This is a genomic window from uncultured Coprobacter sp. (genome assembly GCF_947855755.1).
GTDB lineage: Bacteria > Bacteroidota > Bacteroidia > Bacteroidales > Coprobacteraceae > Coprobacter.
On sequence record NZ_CANUAR010000001.1, the window covers coordinates 306,927 to 319,931 of the forward strand.

The 13,005-nt window shown below is 39.9% G+C and carries 10 protein-coding genes; 1 reads left to right on the forward strand and 9 read right to left on the reverse strand.

Going from position 1 to position 13,005, the window contains the following annotated elements:
• Positions 1–22 precede the first annotated feature (22 nt).
• From Q0093_RS01090 to Q0093_RS01105, 4 genes are all read right to left on the reverse strand, one after another.
• A complete protein-coding gene (locus Q0093_RS01090; RefSeq protein WP_297928145.1) occupies positions 23–1,816 on the reverse strand; it encodes a SusD/RagB family nutrient-binding outer membrane lipoprotein in 1,794 nt (597 codons plus the stop codon).
• 19 nt (positions 1,817–1,835) lie between these two features.
• Positions 1,836–5,177 (reverse strand): SusC/RagA family TonB-linked outer membrane protein, encoded by a 3,342-nt coding sequence (locus Q0093_RS01095; RefSeq protein ID WP_294175811.1) that lies wholly within the window; start codon positions 5,175–5,177, stop codon positions 1,836–1,838.
• Positions 5,178–5,959: 782 nt separating this feature from the next.
• Positions 5,960–6,727 (reverse strand): hypothetical protein, encoded by a 768-nt coding sequence (locus tag Q0093_RS01100; protein ID WP_297928146.1) that lies wholly within the window; start codon positions 6,725–6,727, stop codon positions 5,960–5,962.
• A 97-nt stretch (positions 6,728–6,824) separates the two neighbouring features.
• Positions 6,825–7,922 (reverse strand): Gfo/Idh/MocA family oxidoreductase, encoded by a 1,098-nt coding sequence (locus Q0093_RS01105; protein WP_297928147.1) that lies wholly within the window; start codon positions 7,920–7,922, stop codon positions 6,825–6,827.
• Between the two features lie 166 nt (positions 7,923–8,088).
• Between Q0093_RS01105 and Q0093_RS01110 the strand changes: the two genes are divergently transcribed.
• Positions 8,089–8,763: a phenylalanine--tRNA ligase beta subunit-related protein gene (locus tag Q0093_RS01110; protein WP_297928148.1), complete on the forward strand. Its 675-nt coding sequence runs from the start codon at positions 8,089–8,091 to the stop codon at positions 8,761–8,763.
• Between the two features lie 2 nt (positions 8,764–8,765).
• Here Q0093_RS01110 and Q0093_RS01115 read toward each other — a convergent pair whose 3' ends face one another.
• From Q0093_RS01115 to Q0093_RS01135, 5 genes are all read right to left on the reverse strand, one after another.
• Positions 8,766–9,302: a gliding motility lipoprotein GldH gene (locus Q0093_RS01115; RefSeq protein WP_297928149.1), complete on the reverse strand. Its 537-nt coding sequence runs from the start codon at positions 9,300–9,302 to the stop codon at positions 8,766–8,768.
• Entirely contained in the window at positions 9,241–10,518 is a 1,278-nt protein-coding gene (locus tag Q0093_RS01120) for a regulatory iron-sulfur-containing complex subunit RicT (RefSeq protein WP_294175804.1), read from the reverse strand. The genes Q0093_RS01115 and Q0093_RS01120 overlap by 62 nt, the downstream gene beginning before the upstream one ends.
• Positions 10,519–10,626: 108 nt before the next feature.
• On the reverse strand, positions 10,627–12,162 hold the full coding sequence (gene rny, locus Q0093_RS01125; RefSeq protein ID WP_294175835.1) for a ribonuclease Y: 1,536 nt from the start codon (positions 12,160–12,162) through the stop codon (positions 10,627–10,629).
• Positions 12,163–12,261: 99 nt separating this feature from the next.
• A complete protein-coding gene (locus Q0093_RS01130) occupies positions 12,262–12,561 on the reverse strand; it encodes a cell division protein ZapA (RefSeq protein WP_294175803.1) in 300 nt (99 codons plus the stop codon).
• Between the two features lie 5 nt (positions 12,562–12,566).
• Positions 12,567–12,860, reverse strand: coding sequence for a hypothetical protein (locus Q0093_RS01135; RefSeq protein WP_294175802.1), 294 nt, complete (start codon positions 12,858–12,860; stop codon positions 12,567–12,569).
• Positions 12,861–13,005 lie beyond the last annotated feature (145 nt).

Consider the following 13,005-nt stretch of genomic DNA (forward strand, 5'->3'; position numbering starts at 1 on the left):
CTATTCCTGTTTTCTCATATTATTAAAAGTTAGGCTGGTCTATATCCCACCATAAGCGCGTAGCCTGAAGATCAGCACCACCCAGCGCTTTAAGACCGGTAGTCTGAATATCCCGAATAGAAGCATCATCGGTATTCGGGAAAGGCATACGGCGAATCAAATCACCATCAGATAAAGAACCATCTCCGTTACCCGGATTTATAACCGGGAACACTTTAGGATAGCCGGTACGGCGCATATCCACCCACGGTTCATAACTGTACGGATATGCAGCGATGTATTTCTGAGTAATGATTTTTTCGAGTTTAACCTCAGGAGTATCTCCATCATTCCACTTTACCCCGATTTGGGTAACACTCGGTTCATTATTTACAATACCTTGCGGGTCGATATAAGTATAGGCAACAGGAGTTTCGAGATTTTTGTATTCATCGAGACGAGTAACATAAGTCGATGCCATTTTCATATCCCGGTCTTCGAGATAGGCGTTGTCAAGGCCTCGATTATAGAAAAACGATTCCGATCCACCCATATCCCAACCGTAAAGATGTCCTTCTGCACGCAAGAAGTCCACTTCCGACATTTTCATCAAATAAAGAGGTGGAGCATATCCTGCAAATACTTGCGCGCTCAATTTACTGCATCCGCTATAAGGATTAGAGCCTGCCGCCTGACCTGTTCCCGGAGTAACCCCTTCCCGCATACCGATAATACGTGTATTAGCCGGAGTCGCTTCTCCTGTCGTCTTATTTACAAAAGCATTTCCATTCTTTTCGAACACATAGTCGGCATAAGGGTGATTCAGACTTTTAAGCAAACTTTCGAACGATGCGCTCAAGCGGGAATCTCCCCAAGTATTGGTAATCTCCAAAAGCGGATGAGTCATTCCTAAATACATAGGACGCAAACCGATCTCATCATCCGTACTCTCGATCACACCATCACGCACTGCCTCTTCTGCCCATTCTTTTGCCATAGTTTTATCGACTTTGACAATGTGCATCGCCATACGCAACTTAAACGAATTGGCAAAACGAATCCATGTCTCGACATTGGTCGCTTTCATCATAGATAAATCAGACAAATGCTGGCTCATCTGGCCTTTGACTTTCGATTTATACCATTCCGGTTTCTGATCGAAATAGTGAAGACATTTGAGAACAGTATCTACATTTGCCTTGATATTCACATAAATAGTTCGCAAATCATTATATGTAAACGGAGAGCTCTGTTTGTTCGCCTTGAAATCGACATACGGAAACGGTCCGTACAAATCGGCGATTTCCTGAGAAGCATAATTGAATAAAAGCAGAAAAATCGCTTTCATTTCGGGAATAGAGTCGATTTCCGGACGGTTTAACAGAGGTACAAATACATTCTTGGAAATCTCATAACAGGAGAACGGACCCGGGTTGAAATCGGGACTTACAGCATAAATATGTCTCAACTCTCCGTACATAAAATCGGAATGTGGAACAACCGAGAATTGTGCATAATTATCCGGACCTAAAGAAAATTGCCGTTGATAAGAGTGTGCTCCAGGCATCTGGCCTTCTTTTCCACCTCGCATAGCGTATATTCCACCGCGAGCCTGCCTGAAAGAGGTGTTCAATGCCTGAATCGCAGCATCTAATCCCTCTTCCGAAATAGACTTCATATAATCGATACTGTCTGCTGCTCCATGGTAGATCGTATCATCCACCTTTATTTCTGTCTGGTCGAAATCATCTGTCGGGATATCATAATCCAGACATGATTGAAAGCCAAGTAGAGCAACCGATCCTAAAAGCGTGAAAAATATTTTGATTTTTTTCATAAGATATACTGCTTTATGATTAGAAATTAACATTCAAAGAGAATCCGAATGATCGTGACGACGGCATATTGAACATCTCAAATGCTCCAGCCCCGTTAGCTGTAGAAAGCGATACATCGGGATCTACCGGACTATCTTTGTAAATAAAGAACAGGTTACGAGCAATGAACGAAAGAGTCAAATTCTTATTTTCACCGATCAGATTACGGAACGTGTAACCCAAAGAAAGCTCACGCAAGCGGAAATTGGTACCATTATAAATATATTGTGAAGAAGCAGGCGATGCACCTCCTGTACCTTTATAATAAGACGAGATCGGTACGACACGATTACTGCCATCGGGCAGATACATACCCAACTGCGAGCCATAATCAGAAGCTATAAGATTATGTTGTTCTGCATATTGACGAGCTTCTGCCGTACGTTCAGACAAACCTGCTCCATCGAGATAAGCTTCAGTAAACGAAATTACTTTACCTCCAATACGGCCGTTGATCAGGAAGAACAGAGAGAAATCTTTATAGCGAATGGTATTGCTCCAACCCATTTGCCATTTCGAATTCATATTACCGGCATAAACTCCATACTGCTTGTTCGCCTCAGTTTCCAATTGTGGTTTACCTTCAGAATCGAGAACATAATGTCCATTTTCATCGCGTTTAAAATCCGTCACATACATATCTCCGATAGAACCACCCTTACGGTAACGTACACGAACTCCCATCAAATCGTTATAAATGAGTTTTTCACTACCATCCTCTTCGTATGAGGTTTCGAGAATCTTATTATCATTGAATGATACGTTATAAGAAGTTTTCCAAGACCAGTTTTTCCCGAAACGGAAATTATACCCGACCGTAGCTTCGATTCCCTGATTGCGAACTTTACCGGAGTTTACAGGTTCAGACAAACCGGACGCATTCGTCGCTATCATATAAAGATCTTGCATCTTAGAGTTATAATAGGTAAGGTCTAAATTGAGACGGTTATCTAAAAACATCATTTCGACACCGGTCTCAACAGATTTTGTCTTTTCGGGTAACGGATTAGCAAAACGAGCGTATGCACTCGGTGAGATAACTCCGGTTTTAAGATCTTCTGTTCCTTTTGCATAAACCTGATTAGGAATAGAGTTTCCTACTTCTGAATAAGAAAGGCGATACTTCAAATAACTGAACCAATCAGGCAATTCGACAAGCGAGCTGACAATAGCATTAGCCCCTACGCCGAAATAACCGTAGTTATCAGGTGTCCCACGATCAGAAAATTGTTTATAAGCACGATACCAATCGCGACGATAAGATCCGTCGATATATACTTTTTCCTGCCAACCCAATTGAGCTGTAATAAGTGCGGCTTTATCCCAATCTGTCAACTTAGTAGTCTTGGTGGCAGATGTTCCTCCGGCATTTGTCTGAAACAAATTAACACGTGTCGAAAGCATTTGATTATTCGGATCTATATAGGTAGCCACCACATCGGTCTTTTGAGTCTCCGTTTCACGCAAGTGTCCGACCCAACCGGCAGTAGCCGACACGGAAAAATCTCCGAAAGTCTTATTGTAACTCAACAAATAGTCGGTATAGATCTCATTTGCCGTTTCAATGTCTTTCCAATAATTTCCGTAATCATCCATGTTTGAAGGAAGGAATGTCGTTGCATAACGACGACTGTCTTTCTTATATTTAGTGTGATCGATGCTGACACGTGCCTGAAAACTCAATCCGTCATAAATATCGGCGCGACCGGTTATCGTACCATAGAAACGGTCTTCGTTCACTTTGTTACGATTCTGATTCAACAACCAATAAGGATTATTTTGTCTGGCTTCCATATACGCCCAGTTTTGCATAGGGCCGGAAAGCGCTACACGAGTTGGGGTCAACACATACTGACCTTGGTCAAGTACATAAATAGATCTTACATTACTATTCCATGTTCCGTCTATGGCATAATTATTACGATAATAACCGATATCGATATTACGCGGCATCATGTACATGTGATAAATCGGATTACCGGTCGTACCGCCACCGGGACGATTACGGGTCACAGTTTGTACATAATTCATAGACATGTCGAAATGGAGGCGTTTAAAAAATTCATAACTTTGACGGAATGCAAAAGAGTTACGATTGTAAGAGTTGCTTTCAAGCATTCCTTTAGAGTGAGAATTACCAAAAGAAAAATAGGTTTGAATCTTATCCGTACCACCTGACAATGCAATCGAGTTGTTGGCAGTAAGACCGGTACGGTAAAAATCGTCAAGGTCGTTACCTGCACTATTACGCAGATATACTTCATGTGTACGGTCTGCTCCGAACTGGTCTCCATCCAATGGGACATTGATCACCAAATTATCTGCACTGCGTGCCGAAACTTTATCTCCCCAGCTATCTACAGCAAGCTGATCTCCGATACTCGAGGACGTTACCTCCGCACCATAAATATTTTGAATTTTCGGTGTCAATAGAGGTGTATCGAAAGTAAGATTTGAAGAAAAATTAATAGCAAGTTTACCTTCCTTACCTCTCTTTGTCGTTATCATCACGACTCCATTAGCGGCAGCCGATCCGTAAAGAGCGGCAGCATTAGCCCCCTTCAACACATTAATAGACTCTATATCATCGGGATTGATCATAGAAAGCGGATCAGAACCTTCCCCTACGCCCGAACTCGTCATGGTCGTGAGATCGGTCATCTGCCCACGAATATTATTGGTCATGGGAACACCATCGACAACAATCAAGGGAGTACTGGAACCAAAAACCGACTTGTTACCACGAAGAATAATTTTCGAAGCACCACCGGCACCACCGGCACTTGGAGTAATAACGACACCCGAAACTTTTCCTTCGATAGAGTTAGCGACATTCGGATCTTGCACTCTGTTCAGGTCGTCACTTTTAATCTGTTGCGTAGCGTAAGTCAAAGATTTCTCTTTACGCAAGATACCCATAGCTGTTACTACGACTTCATTGAGAGCATGACTTTCTTCTTTAAGAACGACATTTATCTCTTTCTTTCCACCGACAACAATAGTTTGCGGAGTATAACCTACATAAGAGAAAATCAAGGTCGGATTTTCAATGTCTGTAGAAATGCTGTATTTCCCATCCATATCAGACATCGTTCCCTGAGTAGAATTCTTCAAAGCAATACTAACACCGATCAGCGGTTCTCCTTTTTCATCTGTTACGACCCCTTTTACAGTGATCCTTTTCTGAGCAACTCCGCTCTCGGCAGAACTTTTTGTTTCAGTTCTTGCATCTCCCGTACCTGCATACAAGGACATTCCCTGCAACAAAGCAACAGAGATCAGCAAAGCAGCTCTTAGTTTAGCAAAATAGTTATTTCTCATAAATATAGTTTGATTGATTTTAGTTTTTTCATTAAGACTAAAAGACTGGCATCAGAAATTTATTACACACTACGATCAATACGAAAAGTTTTTTTAGTAATTATTTTTTCATAAATATTTCCGGTATTTAGATTTAAAACTATTATTATATTTCTCAAAACACTTAATAGACAAATAGGTGACTTAAAAAACGTCAGCTACTTTCAATTTTTTTTACGTCAACTTTATTGAAAAAAACCGGAAATATTACTTGTAAAGTAAATAATTAGCTAATAATCAATACTGTATAATAATATATATTTAAAAAGTTTTTATCATCGATTTTTCATAAAAACAGAGAAATGCCTCTAAAAGAAAACCCCTGTGACCCGGTGATAACTTTTCTCCATTTAGTAATACTCTAACCTTTTTTGAAGAGAAACGACTCCTTACTATTTATTTCCTTATTTTTTGAGAAAAATCGGGACATACAAAATTTATATCGAAGCAACCAGTACTCTTCAAAAGAGTAATCATAAAAAATGAAAAAGCATTACCCGATAGACCCTAAAAGGAAATCTATCGGGTAATGCTTTTATTTTTAGGCCCGAAGAAATGAATTCTTATTTAGAGCCTGTTTAAATTTTCCAATAGAAAAATACTATCAGGTCATTTTTGCGCTTTCTTCCGGTCTTTCTTCCCGTTTTCCCTCGTCAGATAGCCTGCTATCTTCCTCATAAAATCAGAAAAACATCCTCGGAAGAAACTCTCAAATCTGACCCGTGTAAAATTTAAACAGACTCTTATTCATCAGATTCTTCATTATTATGGCTCACTGTAGAGACCTCGTCCATAATATTTTCGTTTTCCCGGTAAAGCGCCCAAAGCACTCTGTAAGCAATCGTACTTATAAACAAACTCATGACTATAGTAAAAAATACTCCTACGATCAATGCAAGCAATCCCAATATATTCAATAATAATATCAACAAATACAACAATACAAGTTGCCATACATAACCTTTCGTTATCTGCCAGCTTCTTTTTACGGCCGCCCTACACCCTAACTCCGTATCGAGTATAATCATCCCCGCAAAAGAGATGCGAATCATAATCCAACATAACAGAATAATCAAAACCGCTAAAATAAGATAACCGAGTAAAGGTATGAAACCTGAAATCGCAAATGGAACTTTTACCGCAAAATCAGCAACAATAAAAGCAATCAGTCCAAAAACGACAATAACCGATAAAATCAAGATCTCTAACTTCAAATAAGTCCATGCCCGAGACCAAATAGAGAGGAATACGCTCATTTTCGGTTCCATTCCGTCGAGAATGTTCAAGATTAATTTGCCAAACCCCATTCCAAATCCCCAAGATAATATCGCAGCCAGCAAATTTCCCAAGATATAACGCCCCGAAGTAACATTCTCTCCCGAGATAAGACTCAAAAACACAGACACGACCATAAAGGCTAAATACAAGCCAACCATAGTAACTCCTTGTTTTTTCATAAAATCCCAAGATTTACGAAACATCATACTTTGGGAAAAAGAAACATCTTTCATAGTTCAAATTTTTTATGATTAATAATAATTGCAGAGCCTGTCGTCTAATCTCGGCTAAGCTCTATTTTATAATTTAATAATATTCCTCTCAAAAAACTTATTTTTTCAGACGGATCACCTTGCCTCTTTCCGCACTTTTCACGGCAGACTCGAGTATTTCTACAACGATCAGATTGTTCTCTAATGAAGATAAGTCTTGCGGAGAAATTTGTATTTCTTTCCGTACCGCAGCTTTCAGAAAATAAAACGGATCATTATACGGAGTCTTCAATCGAGGAGCAACGACAGAATTTTCCTTTCTATCTGTATAAACCCGCATCTTGACAGGCGTATCTTGATAAACATATCCTTGTGAACCATAGATATGCATATCTTTCCTATTCATCGGCCAGTTCCATGAGCCCATAATTTGAACAGTCGCCGAAGGATATTCAAGAACAATCGTCGCATCGTCGTCAACTTTGGGATATATATGCGGTTTTTGCTGCTTCAAGACCGCATACACACTGATCGGTTTCTGGTTGTTAAAAAACCATGTAGCCAAATTTGCCCCATAACACCCGAAATCGGTTACCGCACCGCCTCCGTTCAACACTGGATCTGTCAGCCATCGAAGAAATTCCTCACTACATTTAATCTCGACCGGACCTTGATGCCCATCGTAAATTTCCATACGAGTTATATCTCCGATAAGTCCATCTTCCTTTATCAAACGATAGGCCTCATGATTCGTATCATACCATGTCGTTTCATAGTTGGTTAACAATAATATGTCATTTTCTCGTGCAAGTTCCGCCATACGGTTGGCATGTCTCATATTTACAGCAAGAGGTTTTTCTACCATAACATGTATCCCCCTCGGAGCACATGCTTCAACAACCCGCAGATGATCATAAATAGGCTCATATACAATAACAGCTTCAGGTTGTGATTTATCGAGCATTTCCTCTAAATTTTCATAAAAAAGAGAAGGATTTACCTTTTTACGTAACGGAGTTTTTTCTCTAAGAGCAGCATCTTTTTCTGCAACTCCGACAATTTGGAAATCTCCCCTATCGAGCCTGACCAATACTTCATGCAAATGGGAATGAGAAAGACCGACAATACCCAGCCTCAACGGAATCTCATCTTCGGCTCGTAATAAAACGCAACAACATAAGAACATTAATAAACTTATTGTACGAGATGCTTTCATAGTTATGTATGTATTGTAAAATTGAAATCGAATAAAGATTTATCTATATGACGATAAAGTTAACAAAAAACAATAAGTCAAAAAACATTTCCATAAAATTTAAAACGATTCTTATATATAAGAATACGAATTTGTATTTTTGTCTCCGAATTTTCAATACAAACAAATGAAAATACAACTTTCTATCTCAGATACTATCAAACAAACATGCCCTCGTTTTACCGCCGGACTTGTCTATGCTCAAGTAAAAAACAGTTTACATAATGAATTTCTCTGGAAAGAAATTGAAGAGGAAATAATTCAAATTCGACAAGAATACCCTTTAGAAACGATCAATAAACGGGAGACAATACTGGCAACACGGAAAGTATATAAAAACTTAGGGAAAGACCCGAATCGTTATCGTCCTTCGGCCGAAGCTTTATGCCGTCGGCTGACAAAGGGAATGGGATTATATAACATCTCGACATTAGTAGATCTTATCAATTTGGTATCTATCCGTAGCGGATACTCTATAGGAGGTTTCGATGTCGATAAAATAGACGGGAACTTTCTGACTTTAGGTGTCGGTAAGGAAAACGATCTGTTTCATGCAATAGGACGGGGCACATTGAATATAGAAAACCTTCCTGTATATAGAGATGCAACAGGGCCTATCGGTACACCGACAAGTGATGAAGAAAGGACAAAACTTTCTCTCGATACGACACAAATACTAATTATTATCAACGGGTATTCCGGTGAAGAAGGCATAGAAAATGCCGTAAAGCTAACGACAGATTTGCTAATCCGTTATGCTTGCGCCTATGACATCGAGAATGAGTGTGTCCGGGCTTATTAAATTCATTCTCCGGTAATGGATATTTTAGGAGTTATTTTTATACCAACTTCTGTAATTCCGGGAATTACGTCATCGCGCATTCCCTGTTGAACAGAAATAGAATATCTTCCCTTACGGGGAAAGCTAAAACCGGTCTTATAAGAAATCGTCTGCTGATAAGAAGCTCCCCAACCCGCACCGAACCATTTTCCATATTCATCGGCCAAAACACAATTCAACGTATCGGTGAACTCCTCTCCTGTTTCTGCCTCACAGGTAATAAAAAGCCACAAATTTCTATAATTATAATCGTTGGTATAACGCAGAGATAAATCTATATCATATAAACTTACCGTATCTTCAATTACCGGAGAGAAACGCTCTATCACACGTTTATCCCATCCCCGAACGGGAATGTGATTAAACGTATGATACACCTCTTTTGTATTTGTATTACACGAAAAAAACAGTATCAGTAAACAGAATAACAGTACTACCCTACTCAGGCACACTCCCCGTCCGGTTATTATTATTGTTTTTTCCATTATTGTTGCTACCATTTCGGTTATTATTTCCACGAACTCCGTTTTGGGAAGAAGCAGCCTCTGACCCTGCAGCAGCTCCGGAAAAATCATTCCCGTTATTCTTCTTAAAACCCGATTTTTTTCGGCGGCGATTCTGACCATTTCCGCCATTATTACCCGTTCGTTTTTTACTTTTGTCAAAACGAGTCAAACTATCTTGACCCACTACATCCTCAAAATCTTTTTTTACCGGTTCTTGATCGTCCAGAACTTCTAACTTATCGGGTTTTATACCTTTTTTATTCAATGCAATGACCTCAAAAACCCGAGAAGCATCCACAGTTACCAAATTTGCAGCAATCTCTTTACTTGTAGAATAGGTCATTTGCCGTTTGAATATATCGGTTTTAAAATGATAATAAGTATTATCCTTTGTTTCGAGAGCAACTTCCCGAGACGGTAATTTTTTCTGCCCTTCGACATAAGCATCGACTTCAAAATTCAAGCAACATTTCAGCTTGGCACACTGTCCCGCCAACTTTTGCGGATTTAACGATATATCCTGATAACGGGCTGCACTTGTCGCCACCGATACAAAATTAGTCATCCAAGAGGAACAACAAAGCTGACGTCCACAAGGTCCTATTCCTCCGATGCGTCCAGCTTCCTGCCGAGCACCGATCTGTTTCATCTCAATACGTACCCGAAAAGCCTCAGCCAACACTTTTATCAATTGACGGAAATCGACACGATCATCTGCGATGTAATAAAAAATGGCCTTATTTCCATCTCCCTGATACTCAACATCACCGATTTTCATATCCAAATTCAAATCTTCTGCAATCTTACGAGCACGCAACATCGTGTCATGTTCACGGGATTTAGCCTCTTCGTATTTTTCCAGATCATTCGGTTTAGCTTTACGATAAACCCTTTTTAAATCGGGACTATCCAATTTTACCCCATTTTTTTTCATCTGTAACAAGACAAGGCGTCCCGTTAAAGTCACTTCTCCTATATCATGCCCAGGATTCCCTTCGACAGCCACCATATCTCCTTTTTCAAGATGGATATGTGTGGAGTTTTTATAATACCCTTTACGCGTATTCTTAAACTGCACTTCTACCATCTCCGTCTCACTGTGAGATTCCGGCAGATCAGACAGCCAATCATAGCACTCAAGCTTATTCGCCCTACATTTTTTTTTCGATATCGGGGTATTTTCGTTATTATTATCTGACGTGTTATTCATATAATCTGTTTTATCAAAAAAAGCCACAGTCTGCACTCAGAATCATAGATTTTGGTGAAGCCTGCAGCCCTAACTATTTATTTGTCGCAGATAAGCCGATCTCTCGTCCTATTTGGCAAAGCTTACCGCACGAGTTTCACGGATAACCGTAATCTTCACCTGTCCCGGATAGGTCATTTCATCTTGAATACGCTTCGCAATTTCGGTTGACAGGTTTTCCGTTTCAGTATCATCGATCTTATCTGCTCCGACGATCACACGCAACTCACGCCCGGCCTGTATCGCATACGTTTTCAGAACTCCCGGATATGAAAGAGCTAACTGTTCCAAATCATTAAGACGTTTGATATATGCTTCTACAATCTCACGGCGTGCTCCGGGACGTGCTCCCGATATAGCATCACAAACCTGCACGATCGGAGCAAGCAGACTTGTCATTTCCGTTTCATCATGATGAGCTCCTATGGCATTGCAAATATCGGGTTTCTCTTTATATTTCTCCGCTAATTTCATACCCAATAAAGCATGCGGTAATTCCGGTTCTTCATCGGGCACTTTTCCGATGTCGTGCAAAAGACCGGCACGTTTAGCCTTCTTAGGATTCAATCCCAATTCCGAAGCCATTATAGCACAAAGATTTGCTGTTTCCCGAGAGTGTTGCAACAAATTTTGTCCGTAAGAAGAACGATATTTCATTTTTCCCACCAATCTGATCAATTCGGGATGTAACCCATGAATACCTAAATCTATCGCCGTGCGTTTTCCTGTCTCGATAATTTCTTCCTCGATTTGCTTTCTTACTTTCGCAACGACTTCTTCGATACGGGCAGGATGAATACGTCCGTCCGTTACCAATTGATGCAATGCTAAACGAGCAATCTCTCGACGAACAGGGTCAAATGCAGACAACACAATCGCTTCGGGAGTATCATCTACAATTATCTCTACACCTGTCGCAGCCTCCAGAGCCCGAATATTACGACCTTCCCGACCGATAATGCGGCCTTTTATTTCATCTGAATCTATATGGAATACAGTTACCGAATTCTCTATCGCTGTTTCAGTCGCTACCCTCTGAATACTTTGTATTACAATCCGTTTCGCCTCTTTATTTGCTGTCAATTTGGCTTCATCCATAATATCATTGATATAAGACGCCGCCTGAGTCTTTGCCTCCTCTTTTAACGATTCGATAAGCTTCTCCTTCGCTTCCTCTGCCGAAAGCCCCGAAAGATGTTCTAAGCGTTCTACTTCTGTTTTATGTAAACGTTCTAATTCGGCTTTCTTCTTTTCTACAATTTCTATCTGTGTGTCCAAATTGGCACGTATTGCATCAGACTCGGCTTTCTTTCGTTGCAATTCCTGCTGTTGTTGATTAAGCTGCAATTCCCGTTGCTTTGCTTTAGCTTCTGCAGACTGCAATTTCGCATTACGTGCGTTCGCCTGTTTTTCCATATCTGCTTTCAGATGTAGAAACTTTTCTTTTACTTCAAGCAATTTATTCTTTTTAATTACTTCAGCTTCCTTTGCAGCTTCTTCTATAATCGATTGTGCCCGTGTCTTCAACAAGGTCTTTCCTATTACAAAAACCACTGTCGCACCCACCAGCAAACAAACGAGTCCCGTAATTACCAATGATATAATTTCCATTTGTTCTTATTTAATTATTAAAAAAATGCACTACATCAAGGGCTGGAATGCCCTGTTGTAGTGCAGGAATATATGTCTCTTTAAAAATAAAATCTACTTCTGGTTCAAATAGCTATCCAACTCCTCATCTATTTCCCGAACAATTCCGGTAAAAATCTCAACATCCCGTGTCTCCCTCAGCCTTAGATATGCATGAGATAAATCGATTGCTGTCATCGCTAAAAAATCATATATCGATTTCGATTTATCTTTGCCAAACTGCTCTCTATAAGTAGCCAGCTTTTTATTTACCAATGCAGCCGCTTGCCTCACGATCTCCTCATCTTCTCTTTTAATATTCAGAGGGTATTTGCGCCCGGCTATTTCTAAGTGAATTTTAAATTTATCGTTCATAGCATCTATTCATTTAATAAAGAGATGCATTTATCGATTTCCCGCACCAATTTACCGAATCTGTTCCGCGCTGCTTTAATATCACTCTCACCGAGAGCCAGCCCTCTTGCAGTCAGTAAATCCTGATATTTGATACTCATCTCATCCAAATCCCTCTGCAAGGTTGCAATTGTACTTTCCTGTTCTTCAATGCGTTTTTCCAATTCCTCTTTTTCGCGCTTCAGAACATTACAACGTCTCATCAACTCTTGCACATGAGCCCGCAAAGTATCTAGTACTCGCTTCGGATTGTCCGCCATTTTATATCAAATTCTACACAAATATAGAGATTCTGATCGAATATTGAAATATATCCGTAATTATTTTTAATGATATATATGATTTTATTCCGATCCGATTTTATCTCTTGGGGCGAGATAAAACAATTAATGCACTATAATTCAA